The sequence below is a fragment of the Geodermatophilus africanus genome (assembly GCF_900107105.1).
Taxonomy (GTDB): domain Bacteria; phylum Actinomycetota; class Actinomycetes; order Mycobacteriales; family Geodermatophilaceae; genus Geodermatophilus; species Geodermatophilus africanus.
The window spans coordinates 455,133-475,739 of sequence record NZ_FNOT01000001.1 but is presented as its reverse complement, the minus strand read 5'-3'; the positions used below and the strand labels follow the sequence as shown (position 1 = coordinate 475,739).

The window sequence follows — 20,607 nt, the reverse complement described above, 5'->3', positions numbered from 1 at the left end:
CCTCGGGGCGGGCCGTGCTGCGAGCAGGGCGACGTCGTCGTCGAGGGCCCGGCCGAGCTCGGCCAGCAGCGCGTCGCAGAGCTGGCCCAGCATGAGTCCGGCACGGGCTCGCCTCGTGGCAGTGGTCCGCAACAGCTCCGCCCCGTCGAGGAAGAGCCGCGTCGTGCCGCGAGGCCGTCGGTGTAGAGGACGATCGCCCCGGGCCCGAGTGTCTGCGCATGGTCGCGGTGCGGTCGCTCCGGGGCGATCCCGCGCAGCACGTTCCGCACCTGCGCCATGACCGCGGCCTCTTGGTCGTGGCCGGAAACGTCGCCGACGACGAGCTCGGTGCTGCCGTCGGAGACCTGGACGGCGTCGTACCGGTCACCGCCCACCTGCAGCGCGCGCCATCGCCATCGAGTGGTCGAGCGCCGGGCCGCCTGCTCCATCCGCCTACCTCCCCCTCAGTACGGGTAGGCGGTCTGCGTGTCCGACTTCGAGATCACCGCCCTGGTCCTGGCCGAGCACGAGGTCTTCCGGCGGGAGTTCTCAGCGCTCGAGGACCTGTCCGGTCAAGAGCTCGCCGCCGCGTGGGAAGCCCTGCACGCCAAGCTGGAGGTGCACGCCGTCGCCGAGGAGCAGCTGTTCTATCCGCTGCTCGCGCAGGAGGTGGGAGGCGGTGCGCACCGTCCGGCAGGTCAACGCCGACCACATGGGCGAGGAGGAGACGGACTTCTTCCCTGCGTTCAAGGAGGCCGTCGACGACGAGCAGCGCGAGGCCCTCGGGATGCGCTGGCTGGCGTTCCACGACGAGCACGAGCAGGCTGACGGGCTGTCCGGTGAGGACGCGGAGGTGGCCGAGGTGGTCGCGACCGAGGTCCCGGAGGGCGACCCGTCTCTGTGACCACGCCGTCCCTCGGCAGTCCTCGGTGATCGCGAGGTCGGGTCCGCCGCTGCCACGAGCTGTCGAGCTCGGTGGGATGCGCGTTCCGTAGATTACGCGGTGACCGCTTGATGCCAGCCGCGCTTCCAAGGCGAATTCATGGGTCCCCTGCTGCGCGAAGGACCGTCGGTGCCAGTCGTGGATGCGCCAGCGGTCGCCACCGTCAGCGCGTGGCCTCCGTAGGGTCGATCCCTCGCGGGAGCCGGCTCGCCCGGACCGCCCTGCGCCTCTGACGCGTCCGCTGCGGGTCGGCGAGACACGGAACTGCGGAGGGGCGCGGCTGTCAGGTCAGTTGGTCGACAGCCGGTGGTGCGTGTCGGCGAAGTTGACCCCGGCCGAGGAGACGTCGTAGAGCAGCTCATCGTCGCCGGGGACCGGGTCGGGCAGGTCGACGACGTCGAGGACCTCGGGGCCGCCGAAGCGGGTGATCTGCACGGCTCGCATGCCCGTCAGGCTAGGTGCCGGCGGATCGAGGACCCTGTCTGCCCGATGGAACACGTCAGGGGTCGTTCCGAGGGACGTCTGGAACGGACCCTGACGGTGCTGTCTGCGTCCGACCGAGCGACCGCCACCGGGGGCGGCGGGTGCCGAGGAGACCCCCGCCGTCTCGCCCACTCAGCGAGTGGACTGCGCCTGGCGGTCTGGGAGGACCCAGTCGGGCCGCACGAAGTGGCAGGTGTATCCGTGCGGATACTTCTGCAGGTAGTCCTGGTGCTCCTCCTCGGCCTCCCAGAACGGACCGGCCGGCGCCACCTCGGTCACGACCTTGCCGGGCCACAGGTCCGACGCGTCGACGTCGGCGATCGTGTCCTCGGCGACCCGCTTCTGCTCGTCGCTGGTGAAGAAGATCGCCGAGCGGTAGCTCCGGCCGCTGTCGTTGCCCTGGCGGTTCGGGGTCGACGGGTCGTGGATCTGGAAGAAGAACTCCAGCAACTCGCGGAAAGAGATCACCTCGGGGTCGAAGACGATCTCGACGGCCTCCGCGTGGTCGCCGTGGTTGCGGTAGGTGGCGTTCGGGGTGTCGCCGCCCGAGTACCCGACCCGGGTGGACACCACCCCCGGGCGCTTCCGCAGCAGGTCCTGCGCACCCCAGAAGCAGCCGCCGGCCAGGATCGCGGTCTCGGTCATCATCTCGTGCCCTTCTCTGCTCAGCACGCTGTCGACAACGCCCCGACGGATGGGGGGATTCCGGCCTGTGTCCTGCCCTCGTCGCCACCCGGTCCGGGTACCGACACGGCGCCCTGCCGGCGCCCGTAACGTCGGCGTCGTGTCCGTCCGCCTCGCCGCCTGCATGGACTGACCGGGCGTCCGAGCCGGCCCCGCACCCCGACACCGCCTCCAGGAGGAGCACGTGCCCACCACGGTCAAGGCCTACGCTGCCACGTCCGCGACCGAGCCGCTGACGCCGACCACCATCGAGCGTCGCGACGTCGGCCCGCGCGACGTGCGCATCGACATCACGTACGCAGGCATCTGCCACTCCGACATCCACACCGCCCGCGGCGAATGGGGTGCCACGAACTACCCGATCGTCGTCGGCCACGAGATCGCCGGCGTCGTGGCCGAGGTCGGCTCGGAGGTCACGCGGTTCGCCGTGGGGGACCGGGTCGGCGTCGGCTGCATGGTCGACTCGTGCGGGGAGTGCCAGTACTGCCGGCGCGGGGACGAGCAGTACTGCGTCAAGGGGAACATCCAGACCTACGGCGGCGTCGGCAAGGACGGCGTGCCGACCCAGGGCGGGTACTCCCAGGCCATCGTCGTCACCGAGGACTTCGTGCTGCGCATCCCGGACGGCCTCGAGCTCGACGTCGCTGCCCCGCTGCTGTGTGCCGGCATCACCCTCTACTCCCCGCTGCGGCACTGGGGCGCCGGGCCGGGCACGCGGGTCGCCGTGGTGGGTCTCGGCGGGCTGGGCCACATGGGCGTGCAGCTGGCTCACGCCCTGGGCGCGGAGGTCACCGTGCTGTCGCAGTCGCTGAAGAAGCAGGAGGAGGGTCTCCGGCTCGGGGCCGACTCCTACTTCGCGACGAGCGACCCGGACACCTTTACCCGGCTGGCCGCCTCGTTCGACCTCATCCTCAACACGGTCAGCGCGTCGATCGACGTCGACGCGTACCTGTCGCTGCTGGACGTCGACGGCACGATGGTCAACGTCGGCGCACCGGAGCACCCGCAGTCGGTGCGTGCCTTCTCGCTGCTGATGCGGCGTATCTCCTTCGCCGGCTCGACGATCGGCGGCATCCGCGAGACCCAAGAGATGCTCGACTTCTGCGCCGAGCACGGCATCGCCGCTGTCATCGAGACGATCGGCGTGGAGCAGGTCAACGAGGCCTACGAGCGGGTCCTCGCCTCCGACGTGCGCTACCGCTTCGTCATCGACACCGCCACGCTCGCCTGAGCCCGACAGTCGGGGCCGCCGAGGCGGGTGATCTGCACGGCGGGCATGTCGCCGAGGCCATGGCCTCGCGGAGGACGTCGAGCCGGCCGCCGGGCGCTGGAGCCCCGGGGCGAGCGGGAGCAGTGCGCTCGTCGGCTCTCCCCACCCGGCGGTCGACTCGGCAGCCGGGACTCTCCGGGTCGCGCCCACCGTGTGGGGTGCCTTCCCGGCACGACACCGATCCGGCACGGACGACCCGGCCGGGTGTGTGATGACGCGAGGACGCCCACGGAGACCGTGGTGGCCTTCCACCAGGCCGCGGACCGTCGAGACGGCTCCGCACTCGATCTCGTCGCCCGGGGACCTCGTCCAGCACGCCGCGGGGCCGCAGGGCCGTGAAGGCCTGCGACAGACCCTCGCGACGCTCGACCACGACCTCGACCGCCCGGCGGTGACGATCCATCCACCGAGTCGTGGCCCAGGACGATCTCGTCGTCGTGCACCTCACGATGCACGGGCGCCATGTCGCTTCGCCGATGCCGCTGCTCGCCGAGCTGACTCCGACCGGGAAGGCGTCGCGTGGGACTTCATCCACATCTGGCGGGTTGCGGACGGGGCAATCGTCGAGCACTGGGCCTGCCGCGACGACGTCGGCCTCCTCGCACAGGTCGGAGGCTGGCCGCGGTCCCGCTGGTCCGGAACGTGCGTGCGGCTCTCGACACCGGTGGGCGCACTCCGATGGCTGCTGCGGGCGATCGAGGTGCCGGAGGAGCGCTCTGGGCTCCGCTCGGTCCTCGCCACGGTGGATGCCGACGTCGGGGTCTGCGGGTGTGAACGGCTGTGCGTCCGGACACCCAGCGGTCCGACCCTGTCCGCACCCGAGAGCCTCCACGACGCCACGGCTGGTCGACGACGATGAGTTGCCGCCGTGGTCCTGGTCTTCACTCACATCGAACGACCGCGCTCGAGGAGGACGAGATGACCGCGACCTACACCTTCGACGTCTTCTCCAGCCTCGACGGCTACGGCGCCGCCAGCGCCAACTGGACCGGCTACTGGGGTAAGCAGGGCCCCGAGTTGCTCGACCACCGCCTCGACCTGTACCGCGAAGAGCAGCGGATGGTCTTCGGGGCCACCACGTACCGGGCATTCGTGCGGATGTTGGCCTCGAGCTCCGAGGAGTCCGAGGTGCGCGACCCGTGGGTCACCCGCATGACGAGCATGCCCGCAACGGTGGTGTCGACGACGTTGGAAGAACCCCTCGACTGGCCGGACGCGACCCTCGTGAGCGGCGACGCCGTCGACGTCGTCGCCCGGCTCAAGGAGGAGTCCGAGGTGCCGTTGCGCTCGCACGGCAGCCTGTCGATGAACCGGGCACTGATGGCCGCCGGTCTGGTCGACCTCGTGCAGGTGACGATCTTCCCCGTCATCACCGGTCAGACCGGGCTGGACCCGATCTTCCGGAGTGCGGCCGACTTCGACCTCGAGCTGGTCGAGAGCCGGACACTCGACGCTCGAACCCAGGAGCTCGTCTACCGGCCCACCCCCCATTGACCCGTGGGGAACGCAGTCGAGCCGGCCGCACGGGCCACCAGCGCATGGCGGACCGGCCCGGTACCGCTCCGCGGCGTCCCCGGCTTCCCCGGCTGTGGTTGGCTGACCGACGCGTGTCGAGCCGCCCGAGCGGCGGGCGTCCCCGTCCCGTCCCGACGGACGGGAACGACGAGGAGGCCTCCCATCCCGGCTGACCAGATCCTGGACGCGGCGACACGGGTCGCCGACCTGCTGCTCGACGTCCAGACGCGCGTGAACGGGCAGATCGACGCCGCGCTGACCGACCTGCTGCCCCGAGTGCAGCAGCGGCTGGGCGTCTCGTCAGCCGACGCCGCCGACCCCTCCGGCCTGGTGAACACCCGCATCACCGGGCTGAGCGTCGTGGTGACCCCCGCCGCGGTCGCGACCGTCGTCCCGCTGTCGGCGGAGTCCGCCGCCACGACCCGGGCCGGGCGGCGGGCCGTGACCGACATCGTCACCGGCGCCGACGACCGGCTGGCCGTCATCGCCGGACCCTGCTCGATCCACGACCCGGAGGCCGCACTCGAGTACGCCGCCTTCCTCGCCCGCATGCGGGAGCGGCACGGCGACGACCTCGAGATCCTGATGCGCACCTACACCGAGAAGCCGCGGACCGAGGTCGACTGGAAGGGGTTCGCCTACGACCCCTTCCTCGACGGGTCCAGCCGGATCAGCGTCGGGCTGGTCGCGACCCGGATGCTCATGTGCCGCATCACGGCTCTCGGCGTGCCGGTGGCCGCCGAGCCGCTGAACGCGCTCACGCCGCAGTACGTCAACGGGCTGGTCACCTACAACGGCGTCGGCGCCCGCAACGTCACCGACCAGACCGCCCGGGAGCGGGTGTCGGGCTTCTCGTCCGTCGTCGGCTTCAAGAACTCGCCGGAGGGCAGCATCGACGCCGCCGTCTCGGCCGTGCTGACCGCGCGCGCCCCGCACGAGTTCCTCGGCGTCGACCACCACGGGGTGAGCGCCCAGCTGTCGACGACGGGCAACGACACCGCCCACGTCATCCTGCGCGGCGACAAGGACGGCCCCAACTACTCCGCCGCCCACGTCGCGGAGACCAAGCGGAAGCTGGCGCAGCGCGGGCTGCCGGAGGTGGTCGTCGTCGACGCCTCGCACGGCAACAGCCAGAAGGACCACCGGCGGCAGGTCGTCGTCGTGCGGGACCTGGCCGGGCAGGTCGCCACCGGCGAGCGGGCGATCCGCGGCGTGATGGTGGAGAGCAACCTCGTCGCCGGCCGGCAGGACCTCGACCGCGAGCACCCCGAGCGACTGGCGTACGGCGTGAGCGTCACCGACGCCTGCGTGGACCCCGACACGACGGAGGTGGTGCTGGCCGAGCTGGTCGAGGCGGTCCGGTCACGGCGCGGGGCCGGCAGCAGGACGGCGCCCGCAGCCCGCTGAGCACGAGGCCGGGACGCCGGGGGACCGGCGAGGTCAGCCGCGCAGGCGGACGGACAGGCAGGTCACGCAGCCCTCGAGCGCCTCGAACTCGGTCAGGTCCACCGCGACGACCCGCAGGCCGCGCGCCTCGAGCAGCGCCCGGGTGGCCGGCGCGCTCGCCGACAGCAGCACCGTGGCGCCGTCGACTAGGACGACGTGCGACCCCTCCGGCTCGGGGACGGGCAGGAACGCCGGCCAGACGGCGGGGTCGTCGACCAGCGGCTCGTAGCCGATCACCGTGCCGTCCGGCAGTGCGGTGACGCCCGACTTGAGGTGCAGCACCCGGGTGACCGGGACGCCCACCACTCGCGCGCCCAGGGGAGCGAGCAGCGCGGCCAGCTGCTCCCGGCCGGCCTCGTTCGTGCGCCCGCCGAGCCCGACCCAGACGGTGCCGCCGTGCTTCAGCACGTCGCCGCCGTCGAGCGTGCCGGGTGCCTCGATCCGGGCGATCCGGTAGCCGAGGGCCGTCAGGGTCTCCTCGGTCCCGGTCGTCTCGGGCCGGCGCCGGTCCGCACCCGGTCGCGCGATGACGGCGAGGTCGCCGTGGACGACGACGGTGTCCTCCACGAAGACCGCGTCGGGGCAGTCGTCGGCGGGGAGCACCTCGATCGTCTCCCACCCCTCGGCGCGCAGTGCGTCGACGTAGCCCTGCCACTGGCGGAGCGCCAGCTCGCCGTCGACAGGCGTCCGGTCGATGTGGGTGAGCAGCCCGTCGGCCAGCCGGGGGCCGGGACGGCGGACCAGCGCGCGCTGCTGCATGCCGGGATCGTGGCAGGCCGGGTCCCGCCCGGGCAGCGCGCGTCAGCCCAGCCGCGCACTCACCACCGCGACACCGGGCCCCTCCAGCGCGTCGAGGCCCGCGCGGCGGCCCGCCGCTACCAGCAGCAGGTCGACGTCGGGGCCGCGCAGCTCGGCGCCCTCGCCGAGGGTCCAGCCGGTGTCGGTCGACACGAGTCGCACCCCGGCCAGCCGGCGCGGCCCGCCCATGAACCGGTTGACAGCGACGTACGCCAGGCAGTCGGCCACCACGTCGGGAGGCGATCCGTGGCGCCGGCCCAGGGGGCGCGCGATGTCCTGGCCGTGGACGACGAGGTCCATCAGCGGGTCTCTCGGTGTGCTGCCGGGGAACCGCCGCGTGGAACCGGCGCTCTCGCGCAGCTGCGCGACCAGCTCGTCGGCGGAGTACACCGCCGACCGCTGGGCCGCGAGGTCTATCTCCATCCGGTCGAAGCTGCCCCGCGCCCGCACCGCCGCCCGCACCAGCCGCGGCACGGTCAGCCGCGTCGTCACCGTGAGGTGGGCGAGGACGTCGCGCACCGTCCAGGCCGCGCACAGCGACGGCGTCGTCCACTCCTCGTCGGTGAGGTCGGCGACGAGGTCGGCGACGCGGTGCCGCTCGGCGGCCACCGCCGCGTCGACGTCGGTCGGGGACAGGGCAGGCGGGGTGCTCATGGGGGTCCCGACTCCGGCTGCCCCGGAAACTCGTCGGTCAGGACGCGTCACGCCCGAGGTACCAGGCGCACAGCCGGGCGAACCCCTCGTCCAGGCCCACGGCCGGGCGCCACCCCAGGGCCGCGCGCGTCCGCCGCTGGTCGAACCAGTGCGCGGTCGCCAGCTGCTCGGCGAGGAAGCGGGTGAGCGGCGGGACCGACCGGCGGCGCGTCGCCGCCCACACCCCCTCCGCGGCGGCGCCGGCCAGCCAGGCCGCGCCGAAGGGCACCCGGCCGCGCGGCCCCGGGACCCCGGCCGCCCGGCACAGCCGGCCGAGCACCTCGGCGACCGGGCGGGGCTCCCCGTTGGAGACGACCAGCGCCTCGCCGTGCACCGGCCCGCACGCGTCGACGGCGGCGACCAGGGCCGCGGCCGCGTTGTCGACGTAGGTCGTGTCGATGAGCGCCGCGCCCGACCCGATCACCGGCAGCCGCCCGGTCCGCGCCCGCTCGACGATGCGGCCGACGAGCTGGGTGTCGCCGGGGCCCCACACCAGGTGGGGGCGGACGGCCAGCACGGCCAGCGCGGGGGAGTCGGCGGCCAGCGCGTCGAGCTCGGCCACGGCCTTGGAGCGGGAGTAGCGGCCGCGGGCACGGGCGGGGTCGGCCGGCCCGGCACCGACCCCCGCCAGCGCCGTCCCGGCGTGCGCCACCGACGGGGACGAGACGTGCACCAGCCGGCCGACGCCCGCGGCCCGGCAGGCGTCGAGGACGGTCCGGGTGCCCATGATGTTGGCGTGCGCGTACCCGGCCCACGGACCGGTGACGTCGACCTTCGCGGCCAGGTGCAGCACGGCGCCCTGACCCCGGACGGCCCGCGCGACGGCGGCCGGGTCGGCGACGTCCCCCAGCACCTCGCGACACGGCAGGCCGGCGGGACGGCGCTGCAGCACCGTCACCTCGTCCCCGCGCTCGAGCAGCCCGGTGGCCGTGGCCCGGCCGAGCATCCCGCTCGCCCCGGTGACCAGCACCCTCACGGCCGGCGGGCGGTCCGCGCGCCGGCCAGCACCCGCGCGGCCCGGCGGGCGACCGCTGCCCGGTCCACCTTCGACTGGTGCCGGACGTCCACCGGCAGGCGCGAGGTGGTCAGCACCGCGGCGACCTCGACGCCCGCGGCCGCGCGGACGGCGTCGACGAGGTCGGTCCCGGCCAGGGCCGGTCGGCCGCCGGGCCGGGTCCGGCGGCCGGACGGCACGACCACCACGACGACGACCTGCGCGCCGATGGGTCCCACGCCGACGGCCGCGGCGGCCGCCACGCCGGGCAGGCCCTCCACCCGCTGCTCGATCCCCACGGGGGTCACCGGACCGGACGCCGTCGGGATCACGTGCTGGAGGCGGCCCTCGATCCAGAGCCGCCCGTCCGCGTCCAGATGCCCGACGTCGCCGGTGCGGTGCCAGCCCGGGTCCCGGGACGTCGCCCGCTCCAGCGCCCACAGCGCGTCGTAGCGGTCCTTGACGTGTGCCGCCCGCACGCAGACCTCACCGGGGACGCCCGGCCGGTCGGTGAGCCCGCCGTCGGCCCGCCCGTCGGCGGACAGCGGGCTGACCCGCACCTCGACGCCGGGCAGCGGCCGGCCCACGCACACGCCCTCACCGGCGCCGGCGGCCTCGATGCCGGCCAGCGAGACGTCCGTGACGGGCAGCACCTCGGTCATCCCGTACGGCGTGTGCGCGTCGGCGGCGGGCAGCACCACCTGCAGCGACCGCAGCAGGGCCGCCGGGACGGGCGCGCCGGCGGACATGAGCAGCCGGACGCGGGCCAGGGCCGCACGCTGCCGCGGCGCGAGCTCCGCCGCCGTGGCGGTCACCCGCCGCAGCGCCGCGGGGGAGGCGAAGACGACCGTCGCGTCGACGGCGGCCGCGGCGTCGGCCAGCGCCGCCGCGGTCAGCGAACCGGGCGCGGTCACGTCGACGTCGGGCACCGCCGACCCGATGCCCAGCGCCGGCCCGAGGATCGCGAACGGCGCGAACGCCGCCACGAACCGGTCGTCGGCGCCGAGGCCGTAGGCGGACCGCACCAGCTCGAGCTGGGCGGCGGCCTGGCGGTGCGTGTAGACGACGCCCTTGGCCGGGCCGGTCGCCCCGGAGGTGAACAGCACGGCGCAGTCGGCGTCCAGCGGCGGCTCGTCGGGCACCGGTGCCGACCGGCCGAGCTCCTCCAGGTCGGCGAGCGTGTGCCGGGCCCCGAGACCGCGCAGCGCCGTCCGTCGCACGGGACCCGCGGCGAAGCGCGAGCCGGGCAGCCCCATGACGCGCGCCGCGGCCAGCCCGGCCCGGCTGCCGACGACGTGCTGCACCGCCGCGCTGCGCAGCGCCCGGCGCATCCCGGCCAGCCCCAGGCCCTTGTCCGCGACGACGACGACGCCTCCGGCCCGCCACACGGCGTAGACGGTCGCGGTGAGGTCGGCCGAGGGCTCCACCAGCAGGGCGACGCGGGCCCCCGGCCGGACGCCCGCCGCCACGAGCCCGGCGGCGAGCCGGGTCACCCGCCGGGACAGCTCCGCCCAGCTGACCGTCGCGCCGCCGACCTCGACGACCGCGGGGGAGCCGTCGTCCGCCCGTTCGTCCAGGGCCGACCACAACCGCCGGCCGGTCGTCGAGGGAGCCGGGCGCGCAGGGGTGCGGTCCGCGGTCTCGAGGTCGGTCACCCACTGCGCCACGGCCTGCGCGTACTGCGGCGCGTCCTCGGGCAGCAGGTGCGAGGCGCCCTCGTAGCGGTGCAGCCGGGCCTGCGGCAGGCGGCTGCGCAGGTCGGTCAGGTACCGCTCGCCGAAGACCGGGTCACGCGGCCCCCACAGCAGCAGCGCCGGGACGTCGAGACCGCGGATGCCCTCGGCGATCGCCTCCTGGACCGGCCGGGACGGGTGCCCGGGGGAGAACGGGATGTCGGCGACGAAGTCCCCGACCGACCGCCGCCGCGCCGGGGAGCGGTAGGGCTCGGCGAAGGCGCGCCGGACGTCGGCGGGCAGCGCCGGCCGGGACAGCGCCGTCGTCGCCCGGACGAAGACCGGGGTGCCCACCGTGACCGCCGCGCGGACCCCGGGGGCGTGCGCCAGCCGGATCAGCACCGGCCCGAGGTCGCCCGCGGGCATGGCGACGGCCGTGTTGGCCAGGACGACGCCCCGCAGCTGGTCGCGGTGTCCGAGCGCCCAGCCCAGCGAGATCACCCCGCCCCAGTCGTGGCCGACGGTGACCACGGGGCCGGTTACGCCCAGGGCCGCGGTGAGGTCGCCGAGGTCGGCCACCCGCTGCTGCAGCGGCCGCGGTCCGGTCAGCCGGTCGGACCAGCCCATGCCGAGCTGGTCGGGGGCGACCACCCGCCAGCCGGGTGGGGCGGCGGCCAGCAGCCGGCGCCACAGGTAGGACCAGGTGGGGTTGCCGTGGACGCACAGCAGCGTGCCGACCGGCTCGTGGACGCCGTTGTCGAGGACGTGCCAGCAGTGCTCCACGCCGTCGACGTCGGCGACGGTGACGAGCCGGGACCAGGCCGGGTCCAGCCCCGGCAGTGCCGGCCGGGCCGGGGTCGTGTCGGCCGCCCTCACCAGGCGATCTCGAGGCACGAGGCGTTGAGGCCCGAGCCGATCCCCATCAGGAGCACCCGGTCGCCGTCGACGAGCGAGTCCTGCTCGCCGGCCAGCGTGAAGGGGACCGACGCCGGGCCGAGGTTGCCCCGGGTCGGGAACGTCGTCGGCACCAGGGAGGAGTCGATGGAGAACCGGTCGCACATCGCCTTCGTGTGCACCTTGGAGACCTGGTGGACGACGTATCGGTCCATGCCACGGCCCCAGTCGAAGGTCCCCGCGGCGTCCACCCAGAGTTCCTCGGAGAGCTCGAGGCCGGCGTCCAGGAGCCCCTTGAGGTCGGTCCGCATCTCGTCGTTGTCGCCGATGCAGAGCTCGTGGTGCTCGCTGCCGGCCCGGCTCGCGGACCCGACCAGCCGGTGTCCCTCCGGGTGCTGGTCGGCGCGCCCGAGGACCATGGCGACCGCGCCCGACCCCAGGGTCAGGGTCGCGAACTGCGCCAGCACGTCCTTGGACCCGGTGTCCGGGTGGTTCAACCGCTCGATGGTGCGCTCCTGCACCGGCCGGGAGTCCTCGCCGTTGACGATCAGGGCGTGCTCGACCATGCCGGAGTCGATCATCGCGGCGGCCAGCTCCATGCCGTTGACGAAGCCCAGGCAGGCGTTGGTCACGTCGAAGTTCTGGCACGACCGCGGCAGGCCCAGCGCGTGGTGCACCGCGACCGCCGTCGAGGGCTCGAGGTACCGGCGGCTCACCGAGGTGTTGACCATCAGGCCGATGGACGCCGGGTCGACGCCGCTCTCGCTGATCGCCTTGGCCCCGGCCATGGCGGCGCCGTCGACGAAGGTGACGCCGTCGGCCCACCACCGGCGCTCGCGGATGCCGGCGAGGCGCTCGAGCAGCCCGCGCCGCAGCCCCACCCGCTGGTAGGTCCCCTCGAGCGCGTCGTCGAGGTCGTCGGAGCCGACCACCCGCGTGGCGTCCTCCGTCTGGACGGACAGGACCGCGGTGTTCGTGAACCTGCGTGTGCTGTTGCTGCTCATCTGTGGGATCCAGTCCTCGCCGGGGCCGGCTCCCCATTCCGTGCCGCCCTCATCTGTCGCGCACTACCCGAGCCGTACGCCGCTACTCAACCAGCCGTCCGGCCCCGCCGTCACCGCCCGCCGCCGTCACCGGGTGTGACCTGCACCCACCGACTAGGTTCTGGACCCGGACGTCAGCGACCGGCGCAGGGGGTGTGGCACGTGGCCAGATCGGTGCTCGTGACCGGTGGGAACCGCGGGATCGGGCTGGCGATCGCCCGCGCTTTCGCCGAGCAGGGTGACGCGGTGGCGGTGACCCACCGGGGCAGCGGCGCCCCCGAGGGCCTGTTCGCCGTGCCGTGCGACGTCACCGACGCCGCGGCGGTCGACCGGGCGTTCACCGAGGTCGAGCAGCACCAGGGGCCGGTCGAGGTGCTGGTGAGCAACGCCGGCATCACCCGGGACGGGCTGCTCATGCGGATGAAGGAGGCGGACTTCACCGACGTCCTCGACGCCAACCTCACTGCCGCCTACCGGGTGTCCAAGCGCGCCGCGGCCCGGATGGTCCGCGCGCGCCGCGGGCGGATGGTCTTCGTCTCCTCCGTCGTCGGGCTGCTCGGCTCGGCGGGGCAGACGAACTACGCCGCCTCCAAGGCCGGGCTCGTCGGGCTCGCGCGCTCGATCGCCCGCGAGCTGGGCAGCCGCGGCATCACCGCCAACGTCGTGGCTCCCGGCTTCGTGCAGACCGACATGACCGCCGCGCTGCCGGAGGAGCGGCAGCAGGAGATCCTCGGGCAGGTGCCGCTGGGGCGGTACGCCTCGGCGGAGGAGATCGCCGGCGTGGTGCGCTTCCTGGCGAGCGACGCGGCCGGCTACATCACCGGGGCGGTCGTCCCGGTCGACGGCGGACTGGGAATGGGGCACTGATGAGCGGCATCGCTGGTGGAGGGATCCTGGCGGGCAAGACCGTCCTGGTGACCGGGGTCCTCACCGAGGCCTCGATCGCCTACGCCACCGCGCGGATCGCGCAGGAGCAGGGCGCCACCGTCGTCCTGTCGAACTTCGGCCGGGCGCTGTCGCTGTGCCAGCGGATCGCCAAGCGGCTGCCCCAGGAGGCGGCCGTCGTCGAGCTGGACGTGACGAATCCCGAGCACCTGGCGACGCTGGCCGACCGGCTGCGCGAGCACGTCGGCGACAGCCTCGACGGCGTCGTCCACTCCATCGGCTTCGCGCCCCAGGAGGCGATGGGAGAGGGCTTCCCGGAGGTCGCCTGGGAGCACGCGGCGACGGCGTTCCAGGTGTCGACCTGGTCGATGGCCTCGCTCACCCAGGCCTGCCGGCCGCTGTTCGGGGACAAGGCGTCGGTCGTCGGGCTGACCTTCGACGCCACCGTCGCCTGGCCGGTCTACGGCTGGATGGGCGCGGCCAAGGCGGCGCTGGAGTCCACCTCCCGCTACCTCGCCCGCGAGCTCGGGCCCGAGGGCGTGCGGGTCAACCTGGTCGCCGCCGGCCCGCTGCGCAGCATGGCGATGAAGTCCATCCCGGGCAGCGAGCAGTTCGAGGACGCCTGGGAGACCCGCGCGCCGCTGGGCTGGTCGGTCACCGACACCGAGCCCGCCGGCAAGGCCGTCGTCGCCCTGCTCTCGGACTGGTTCCCGGCCACCACCGGCGAGATCGTGCACGTCGACGGGGGCTTCCACGCCGTGGGCGTGTGACCGCCACCGCGGGCGTATGAAGGACGCGGGGCCGCATCCAGGGGCGCCCGCGAGGAGGAAGAGGAACCGTGCCGCTCGCCACCGACGTCGACATCACCCCCGCCGGCCAGCGTCCCGACGCGGACCCGTCGCTCGCCGCCCGCAACAACGGGGGGACGCCGCCGTCCGCGGACCCCGCGCCCTCGGGCCGGCGGGAGGCGTTGCTCGTGCTCGGCTTCGGCGGCCCGGAGGGTCCCGACGAGGTCATGCCGTTCCTCGAGAACGTCACCCGGGGCCGCGGCATCCCGCGCGAGCGGCTGCTCGACGTCGCCGAGCACTACCAGCACTTCGGCGGGGTCAGCCCGATCAACCAGCAGAACCGGGCGCTGACCGCGGCCGTCGAGCGGGAGTTCGCCGCCGCCGGCCTCGACCTGCCGGTCTACTGGGGCAACCGCAACTGGGCCCCCTACGTCGAGCACGTCTGGCGGCAGATGGCCGACGACGGCATCGAGCACGTCTACGTCTTCCCGACGTCGGGCTTCGCGTCCTGGTCGGGCTGCCGGCAGTACCACGAGGACGTCGCCCGGGCCCGCTCGGTGCTCACCGGCGCGGCCCCCGGCGGCGGGCCGACCGCGGAGAAGCTGCCGCACTACGGCGACCACCCCAGCTTCGTGCAGGCCAACGCCGAGGCGCTGGCGGCCGCGCTGGCCGCACTGCCCGACGACGTCCGGGACACCGCGCGGCTGGTCGCGACGGCGCACAGCATCCCCGACAGCATGGCCGCGGTGGCCGGGCCGGACGGCGGGGCCTACCAGGCCGAGCTGCTGCGCTCGGCGCGGCTCGTGGTCGACGCGGTGGCGCCCGGCCGCGCGTTCGACCTGGTGTGGCAGTCGCGCAGCGGGCCGCCGTCGGTGCCGTGGCTCGAGCCCGACGTCAACGACCACCTCCGGGCACTGGCGGAGGCGGGGGAGAAGGCCGTCGTCGTCTTCCCGATCGGCTTCGTCAGCGACCACGTCGAGGTCGCCTGGGACCTCGACAACGAGGCGAGGGAGACCGCCGAGGAGCTCCGCATGGCCTTCGTCCGGGCGGGGACGGCGGGCACCCACCCGGCGTTCGTGGCGATGGTGCGCGAGCTGGTCGAGGAGCGCCGGTCCGGGGCGCCGCCGCGGCTGGGCACCAACTGCCCGGCGTCCTGCTGCCATGTCCGACGTCGGCCTACCGGCCTCCACCGCGGCCAGGAGCCGTCCCCGGTCTGAGCCGAGCCGCTGCCCGTGTCCCGGTCGGGAGGCCTCCGGCCCCCGCGACCGGTCCACCGCGGCCAAGAAGCGTCCCCGGCCTGAGCCGAGCCGCTGCCCGTGTCCCGGTCGGGAGGCCTCCGGCCCCCGCGACCGGTCCACCGCGGCCAAGAAGCGTCCCCGGCCTGAGCCGAGCCGCTGCCCGTGTCCCGGTCGGGCGGCCTCCGGCCCCCGCGACCGGTCCCCGCTTCGCGGAGTCCGTCTTCGACGTCGCTCAGGGCGCGGAGGGCAGCGGCTCCGTCGACCCCGCTTCGAGCGCTTCCTGGACGTGCCACAGGCCGGTGCGCACCAGGCGCCCGTAGCCGTCGTCCGCGAGCTCGTCGACCGACGCCTCGGCCCGCGCCAGGTGCTGCCGCGCGCCGGGCGCGTCGCCGAGCCGGCGGAGGCAGTCGGCGAGGTTGAGGTGCAGCGACGGCAGCATGCCCCGCACCCGGAGTGCGGTGTCGTACTCCTGTGCGCGCTCGTCGGTGAGGTCCCCTGCTGCCGCCAGGGCCCGCTCGTCCCAGCGCAGCTCCGCGCGGACGTCGTCCTGCAGGTCGGCGAGGAAGTGGGCGATGGTCACCCGGTGGAGCGGGTCGCCGTCGGGCCCCACCCGCTCCCACAGGTCGGTCAGCCGCTGTCGCGCCTCGGCGGGCGCACCGCCGCGGCCGAGTTCGACCGCGGCGACGATCTCCGCCATGGTCTCGTCGGGGGCACTCATCGGCCGACGGCCGGGAGGCGCGTGGGGCTCCGAGGCGTCACGCGGTCATCGTGCGGTATCGAGCCGGTCCGCCGCCTGACCCCTCGCCGTGATCATCGGCGGGCGGCTGCCCGACACGCCGGCGGTGGCCACCACTCGCCGATGATCACGGCGTCTCACCGCGGGACGGCGTTGAAGGCGGCGGTGACCGCCTCGCGGACGGCCTCGCCCAGCGGCCGCAGCGCGTCGTCGCGGGCGGCGGCCTGGCGGTGGGTGACCGCGCCGCCGGGGGCGTCGGTGAGCGCCAGGTCGAGCACCCTCGCCAGCCGCTGGGCCCGCGCCAGCAGCGACACCGCGACCGGGTCGGTGCCCGGCGGCATCCCCGGCAGGGAGGCCGCCTCCGCCAGCCCGGCCAGCAGCGCCGGGACCTCCGGGTGCCACCGCGCCAGGTCGAGTCCGGCCAGCGTGCGGGCGGCGTCGCCGACGGCGAGGTCGAGCGCGCCGGACACCGCGCGCAGCGAGCCCTCCACCGGCGGCGGCAGCGGCGGGGCGCCGGTCAGGTCGAACGCCGTCCACTGCACGACCTCCGGGCCCAGCGGCTCGGGCACCAGCGCGACCCGGTCGCCGACGGCGGCCTGCCCCGCCACCAACGCCAGCTCGGCGAGACCGGGCACGCGAGGCAGCCCCCGGACGTCGCCGGGGACCGGCAGCACCAGTCGGATGCGGCGCTCGCCGGCGCCGCGCAGCGCGCTCAGCGCCCATCCGAGCGGGACGGCCCCGTCGGTGCCGGGCAGCCCGGAGACCCGGTGCGCGATGTCGCCGACCAAGGCGTCGAGGGCGTGGTCGTAGGCGGCGCGGCCGGTCAGCCAGGCGGTCGCCCAGGCCGCGAACCGGCCCGCGGGGAAGTCGTGCACCGGGCGAGGTTATGCCGGGCGCCGACCGGGGTGACGATCCGGTCGAGATCGATTCCATCGCGGTCCGGAAGTGGGAGAGTGCGGACGTGGACGCCTGGGTGCTCTGGCTGATCGCGTCGGGCCTGTTCACCGCCGGTGAGCTGGCCAGCGGCGACCTGTTCCTGCTCATGCTGGCCGGCGGGGCGCTCGGCGGCGTCGGGGTCGCGCTGCTCGGCGGTCCCGTCGTCCTGCAGCTGGCCGCCTTCGTCGTGGTCTCGGCGCTGCTGCTGGCGGTGGTGCGGCCCCTGGCCAAGCGCCACCTCACCGAGGGCACCCCCGGGCAACCGGACGGCGTCGCCGCGCTGATCGGCCGCACCGCGCGGGTCACCCGGGCCGTCGACGGGCACGGGGGGCGCATCCGCCTCGGCGCCGACGAGTGGACCGCCCGCAGCCAGTACGGCGGCGAGCACTTCCCGGTCGGCACGACCGTGCGGATCCTTCAGGTGGACGGCGCCACCGCCGTCGTCGGGGACGCCCTCGAGCTGGAGTAGCGCCTCCTGCGGGTGACCGCGCGCAGCGCCGTGACCGCATCGTCACCCGGACCGGGCAGGATCGGTGACCGAACCCGGAGGAGGGAGCGTCCCCGTGACACCCGCACTGATCGCCCTCATCGTGATCGCCCTGCTGGTGGTGGTCGTCGTCGCCAAGAGCGTGACGATCGTGCCGCAGGCCCAGGCCAAGGTCGTCGAGCGCCTCGGTCGCTACAGCCGCACGCTCTCACCGGGCCTGTCGCTGCTGGTGCCCTTCATCGACCGCGTGCGGGCCACGATCGACCTGCGCGAGCAGGTGATCTCCTTCCCGCCGCAGCCGGTGATCACCTCGGACAACCTGCAGGTCGGCATCGACACCGTCGTCTACTTCCAGGTGACCGACCCGCGGCTGGCCGTCTACGGCATCGCCAACTACATCACCGGCATGGAGCAGCTGACCACGACGACGCTGCGCAACGTCGTCGGCGGGCTCAACCTCGAGGGCGCGCTGACCGGCCGCGACGGCATCAACAGCCAGCTGCGCGAGGTGCTCGACGGCACGACCGGGCCGTGGGGTCTGCGCGTGGCGCGGGTGGAGATCAAGGCGATCGACCCGCCGCCGTCCATCCGCGACTCGATGGAGAAGCAGATGCGGGCCGACCGCGACAAGCGCGCGATCATCCTGCAGGCCGAGGGTGCCCGGCAGTCGGCGATCACCACCGCCGAGGGGCAGAAGGCCTCGGCGATCCTGTCGGCCGAGGGCAAGAAGCAGGCGGCGATCCTCGAGGCGGAGGCCGAGCGGCAGAGCCGGATCCTGCGGGCCGAGGGTGAGCGGGCGGCGCTGTTCCTGCAGGCGCAGGGCCAGGCCAAGTCCATCGAGACGGTCTTCCAGGCCATCCACGACGGCAAGCCCGACCAGGGGCTGCTGGCCTACCAGTACCTGCAGACGCTGCCGCAGATCGCCCAGGGCGACGCCAACAAGATGTGGATCGTCCCCAGCGAGTTCAGCAAGGCGCTGGAGGGCCTGGCCAAGCTGGGCGGGGCGGACGGCGACGGGCGGTCCTGGATGGACGTCGACGGATCGGCGAACGGCGCCGGCCGGCCGACCGCCGAGCTGGACACCTCCGGCTGGTTCGAGTCGGCGCTGCCCCGCGCCGCCGACCAGCCCGAGGCGAAGATCGAGCTGTCGAGCATCGCCGACACCGCGCCCGCCGTCCCGAGCCCGCCGCCGCTGTCCGAGGTGACTCCCGACCTGCCCGCGAACGGCAGCCAACCCAACGCGTGACCGCCGGGGCCCACGACCGACGGCCCCCGCCCCGTCCCGGGGCCCGCCGGCCCCCTGCAGGGTCCCGCCGCGAGCTCACGAGTGGCGGGGAGCAGGGGGTCCTTCCTCGAGGGGAGGGAGGACGGGGTCCTTTGTCAGTCCTTGAGCAGGCCCTCGCGGAGCTTGGCCAGCGTCTGGCTGAGCAGCCGGGACACGTGCATCTGCGAGATGCCGATGTCGGCGGCGATCTGCGACTGGGTCATGTTGCCGAAGAACCGCAGGATCAGGATCCGCCGCTCCCGCGCCGGGATGGTGGCCAGCAGCGGCTGCAGCGACTCGCGGTACTCCACGCCCTCCAGCGCGGCATCCTCCTCGCCGAGGGTGGCGGCGAGGGTGGGGGAGTCGTCCTCACCGGAGAGCCGCTCGTCGAGGGAGCTGCTGCGGTAGGCGTTCGCGACGGCGAGGCCCTCGAGCACCTCCGCCCGCGGGATGCCCAGGTGCTCGGCCAGCTCCGACGGCGTCGGCGCGCGGCCGTTCTTCTGCGCCAGCTCGCCGACCGCCGCGTTCAGCGACAGGTGCAGCTCCTGCAGCCGCCGCGGGACGCGCACCGACCAGCCTTGGTCGCGGAAGTGCCGCTTGATCTCACCGGTGATGGTCGGGACGGCGAAGGAGAGGAACTCCACGCCGCGGCTCGGGTCGAACCGGTCGATGGCCGCGATCAGGCCGAGGGTGCCGACCTGCAGCAGGTCGTCGAAGGGCTCGCCGCGGTTGCTGAAACGGCGGGCGAAGTGCCGGACCAGCGGCAGGTGCTCCTCGACGAGGATCTCCCGCAGCCGCTCACGGCGCGGGTCGTCCTTGTCCAGCGTCGCCAGCTCGGCGAACAGCGGTGCGGTGCGCTCGGCCCGCCGCCGGTTCTCCGAGACGGGGGCGGAGCCGGAGGAGCCGCTGTCGCCCGACGCGGTCTCGTCCTCGTCGGCACCGGCGGCGGGGTCCTCGGCCGTGTCGTCGTCGGCGGTCTCCGCCTCGGTCTCCGCCTCGGTCTCCGCCTCGTCGGTCATGTCGGCCTCGACCGGGGCGCCGGCGTCCGGGCCGGGGACGGCCTCGCTGCGCGGGTCGGGCACCACGACGGGCTGCTGCTCCGAGGCGACCTCGCCCTCCGTGCCGCGGCGGCCGGTCGGGGACTCGTCGTCGCGCAGGGTGTCCTCCTCGACGGTTCGGGACTCCGGGGCTGGCGCCCCGGTCACTGCGCGACCGGGACGTTCTGGCCCGTGCCCCCGAGCCGGTGGTCCGGGTGCCGTCCCGGGAGGTACTTGTCCATGGAGATGACCGCGACCGGCGAGGCGCCGCCGTCGCCGGCCGGGACCGTGGACTGGGTGGCCGGGCCGGCCTCGACCTTGTCGACCAGGGTGTGCAGCACCGCCCAGCCGAAGCCGTCGCGGGGGACGTCGGTGCCCTCGGCCGTCGGCACCCAGGCGTCGATGTGCAGGCCCCGGCGGGTGGTCTCGAACACCACGGTCAGCCGGCGGTCGCCGGAGACGATCGCCGAGAGCGTCGCGCAGGCCTCGTCGACGGCCAGCCGGAGGTCCTCCACCGCGTCGAGGTCGTAGTCCATCCGCATCGCCAGGTCACCGGCCATGGCCCGCACCGCGGGCAGCTGGGTCGGTGTGGTGGGCACCCGCAGTTCCAGTCGCTCGGCGCGCCGCCCGTCCTGCGCGAGGGCACCCCTCGAGTCCACCATCCGTCGTTGCTCCTCAATCTCGCGTGGCGACCGCGGGCCGGTGGGGTCAGGGGGACCCCGGCCTGCGCGGTTCGTACCCATCCTGCCCGATCGGCAGTGGGCCCTGCCCGGCGCCGCCGGGCGGTGCGCCTGACGGGGAGGCTTACCCCGTCGCGGAGA

At 74.6% G+C, this 20,607-nt stretch carries 20 protein-coding genes and 1 pseudogene; 10 read left to right on the top strand and 11 right to left on the bottom strand.

All coding sequences use genetic code 11. The annotated features are described in order from the left end of the window. Window positions 1-465: 465 nt before the first annotated feature. Together BLW63_RS28840 and BLW63_RS27720 are read left to right on the top strand one after the other, a co-directional pair. Window positions 466-636 (top strand): annotated as a pseudogene (locus BLW63_RS28840) (hemerythrin domain-containing protein); the annotation flags it as partial. Window positions 637-658: 22 nt separating this feature from the next. Then, a complete protein-coding gene (locus BLW63_RS27720; RefSeq protein WP_244522293.1) occupies window positions 659-883 on the top strand; it encodes a hypothetical protein in 225 nt (74 codons plus the stop codon). A gap of 327 nt (window positions 884-1,210) precedes the next feature. Here BLW63_RS27720 and BLW63_RS02190 read toward each other — a convergent pair whose 3' ends face one another. Next, window positions 1,211-1,366, bottom strand: coding sequence for a Zn-dependent oxidoreductase (locus tag BLW63_RS02190; protein ID WP_091150943.1), 156 nt, complete (start codon window positions 1,364-1,366; stop codon window positions 1,211-1,213). A 171-nt stretch (window positions 1,367-1,537) separates the two neighbouring features. After that, window positions 1,538-2,050 carry a peptide-methionine (S)-S-oxide reductase MsrA gene (gene msrA / locus BLW63_RS02185; RefSeq protein ID WP_244522292.1) on the bottom strand — a complete coding sequence of 171 codons (513 nt, stop codon included), beginning with the start codon at window positions 2,048-2,050 and terminating at the stop codon, window positions 1,538-1,540. Window positions 2,051-2,273: 223 nt separating this feature from the next. Here msrA and BLW63_RS02180 point away from each other — a divergent pair, with 223 nt between their 5' ends. From BLW63_RS02180 to BLW63_RS02170, 3 genes are all read left to right on the top strand, one after another. Then, complete coding sequence (locus BLW63_RS02180) at window positions 2,274-3,320, top strand: NAD(P)-dependent alcohol dehydrogenase (RefSeq protein ID WP_091150939.1); 1,047 nt, start codon at window positions 2,274-2,276, stop codon at window positions 3,318-3,320. A 957-nt stretch (window positions 3,321-4,277) separates the two neighbouring features. Further along, window positions 4,278-4,853 (top strand): dihydrofolate reductase family protein, encoded by a 576-nt coding sequence (locus tag BLW63_RS02175; protein ID WP_091150937.1) that lies wholly within the window; start codon window positions 4,278-4,280, stop codon window positions 4,851-4,853. A 252-nt stretch (window positions 4,854-5,105) separates the two neighbouring features. Then, on the top strand, window positions 5,106-6,281 hold the full coding sequence (locus BLW63_RS02170; protein ID WP_244522291.1) for a 3-deoxy-7-phosphoheptulonate synthase: 1,176 nt from the start codon (window positions 5,106-5,108) through the stop codon (window positions 6,279-6,281). Between the two features lie 33 nt (window positions 6,282-6,314). Here the strand turns inward: BLW63_RS02170 and ddaH are convergent, their stop codons facing one another. The 5 genes from ddaH to BLW63_RS02145 are packed head-to-tail and all read right to left on the bottom strand — an operon-like array spanning window position 6,315 to window position 12,376. Then, complete coding sequence (ddaH, locus tag BLW63_RS02165; protein ID WP_091150935.1) at window positions 6,315-7,079, bottom strand: dimethylargininase; 765 nt, start codon at window positions 7,077-7,079, stop codon at window positions 6,315-6,317. Between the two features lie 42 nt (window positions 7,080-7,121). Continuing rightward, window positions 7,122-7,772 (bottom strand): maleylpyruvate isomerase family mycothiol-dependent enzyme, encoded by a 651-nt coding sequence (locus tag BLW63_RS02160; protein ID WP_091150933.1) that lies wholly within the window; start codon window positions 7,770-7,772, stop codon window positions 7,122-7,124. A gap of 37 nt (window positions 7,773-7,809) precedes the next feature. Beyond that, entirely contained in the window at window positions 7,810-8,787 is a 978-nt protein-coding gene (locus BLW63_RS02155; protein ID WP_091150932.1) for an NAD-dependent epimerase/dehydratase family protein, read from the bottom strand. Then, a complete protein-coding gene (locus tag BLW63_RS02150) occupies window positions 8,784-11,354 on the bottom strand; it encodes an alpha/beta fold hydrolase (protein WP_244522290.1) in 2,571 nt (856 codons plus the stop codon). The genes BLW63_RS02155 and BLW63_RS02150 overlap by 4 nt, the downstream gene beginning before the upstream one ends. Then, complete coding sequence (locus BLW63_RS02145; RefSeq protein WP_091150930.1) at window positions 11,351-12,376, bottom strand: 3-oxoacyl-ACP synthase III; 1,026 nt, start codon at window positions 12,374-12,376, stop codon at window positions 11,351-11,353. Before BLW63_RS02145 ends, BLW63_RS02150 begins: the two co-directional genes overlap by 4 nt. Window positions 12,377-12,577: 201 nt before the next feature. Between BLW63_RS02145 and fabG the strand changes: the two genes are divergently transcribed. The 3 genes from fabG to BLW63_RS02130 all read left to right on the top strand — a co-directional run bounded on the left by fabG (window position 12,578) and on the right by BLW63_RS02130 (window position 15,305). Then, window positions 12,578-13,282, top strand: a complete 705-nt coding sequence (fabG, locus tag BLW63_RS02140; RefSeq protein WP_091151203.1) for a 3-oxoacyl-ACP reductase FabG — start codon at window positions 12,578-12,580, stop codon at window positions 13,280-13,282. Further along, window positions 13,282-14,070: an enoyl-ACP reductase FabI gene (fabI, locus tag BLW63_RS02135; RefSeq protein ID WP_091150928.1), complete on the top strand. Its 789-nt coding sequence runs from the start codon at window positions 13,282-13,284 to the stop codon at window positions 14,068-14,070. The genes fabG and fabI overlap by 1 nt, the downstream gene beginning before the upstream one ends. Window positions 14,071-14,138: 68 nt before the next feature. Further along, window positions 14,139-15,305 (top strand): ferrochelatase, encoded by a 1,167-nt coding sequence (locus tag BLW63_RS02130; RefSeq protein ID WP_091150926.1) that lies wholly within the window; start codon window positions 14,139-14,141, stop codon window positions 15,303-15,305. Between the two features lie 253 nt (window positions 15,306-15,558). Here the strand turns inward: BLW63_RS02130 and BLW63_RS02125 are convergent, their stop codons facing one another. Next, on the bottom strand, window positions 15,559-16,044 hold the full coding sequence (locus tag BLW63_RS02125; protein ID WP_091150924.1) for a hypothetical protein: 486 nt from the start codon (window positions 16,042-16,044) through the stop codon (window positions 15,559-15,561). A gap of 155 nt (window positions 16,045-16,199) precedes the next feature. Continuing rightward, on the bottom strand, window positions 16,200-16,937 hold the full coding sequence (locus BLW63_RS02120; protein WP_091150922.1) for a hypothetical protein: 738 nt from the start codon (window positions 16,935-16,937) through the stop codon (window positions 16,200-16,202). Between the two features lie 86 nt (window positions 16,938-17,023). Here BLW63_RS02120 and BLW63_RS02115 point away from each other — a divergent pair, with 86 nt between their 5' ends. Together BLW63_RS02115 and BLW63_RS02110 are read left to right on the top strand one after the other, a co-directional pair. Beyond that, window positions 17,024-17,467, top strand: coding sequence for an NfeD family protein (locus BLW63_RS02115; RefSeq protein WP_091151201.1), 444 nt, complete (start codon window positions 17,024-17,026; stop codon window positions 17,465-17,467). Window positions 17,468-17,561: 94 nt separating this feature from the next. Beyond that, on the top strand, window positions 17,562-18,731 hold the full coding sequence (locus BLW63_RS02110; RefSeq protein WP_091150920.1) for an SPFH domain-containing protein: 1,170 nt from the start codon (window positions 17,562-17,564) through the stop codon (window positions 18,729-18,731). Between the two features lie 134 nt (window positions 18,732-18,865). On the opposite strand, the gene BLW63_RS02105 is transcribed toward BLW63_RS02110, so the two are convergent. Continuing rightward, the gene (locus BLW63_RS02105) at window positions 18,866-19,954 is read right to left on the bottom strand and encodes an RNA polymerase sigma factor SigF (RefSeq protein ID WP_091150918.1); all 1,089 of its coding nucleotides are present in this window, start codon (window positions 19,952-19,954) and stop codon (window positions 18,866-18,868) included. Further along, entirely contained in the window at window positions 19,951-20,448 is a 498-nt protein-coding gene (locus BLW63_RS02100; RefSeq protein ID WP_091150917.1) for an ATP-binding protein, read from the bottom strand. Before BLW63_RS02100 ends, BLW63_RS02105 begins: the two co-directional genes overlap by 4 nt. Window positions 20,449-20,607: the final 159 nt, after the last annotated feature.

Excerpts from the sequence above, each read along its gene's own strand:
- BLW63_RS02190 (WP_091150943.1), bottom strand. The coding sequence starts at position 1,366 with ATGCGAGCCGTGCAGATCACCCGCTTCGGCGGCCCCGAGGTCCTCGAC.
- msrA (WP_244522292.1), bottom strand. The coding sequence starts at position 2,050 with ATGACCGAGACCGCGATCCTGGCCGGCGGCTGCTTCTGGGGTGCGCAG.
- BLW63_RS02175 (WP_091150937.1), top strand. The coding sequence starts at position 4,278 with ATGACCGCGACCTACACCTTCGACGTCTTCTCCAGCCTCGACGGCTAC.
- ddaH (WP_091150935.1), bottom strand. The coding sequence starts at position 7,079 with ATGCAGCAGCGCGCGCTGGTCCGCCGTCCCGGCCCCCGGCTGGCCGAC.
- BLW63_RS02160 (WP_091150933.1), bottom strand. The coding sequence starts at position 7,772 with ATGAGCACCCCGCCTGCCCTGTCCCCGACCGACGTCGACGCGGCGGTG.
- BLW63_RS02145 (WP_091150930.1), bottom strand. The coding sequence starts at position 12,376 with ATGAGCAGCAACAGCACACGCAGGTTCACGAACACCGCGGTCCTGTCC.
- fabI (WP_091150928.1), top strand. The coding sequence starts at position 13,282 with ATGAGCGGCATCGCTGGTGGAGGGATCCTGGCGGGCAAGACCGTCCTG.
- BLW63_RS02125 (WP_091150924.1), bottom strand. The coding sequence starts at position 16,044 with ATGAGTGCCCCCGACGAGACCATGGCGGAGATCGTCGCCGCGGTCGAA.
- BLW63_RS02100 (WP_091150917.1), bottom strand. The coding sequence starts at position 20,448 with ATGGTGGACTCGAGGGGTGCCCTCGCGCAGGACGGGCGGCGCGCCGAG.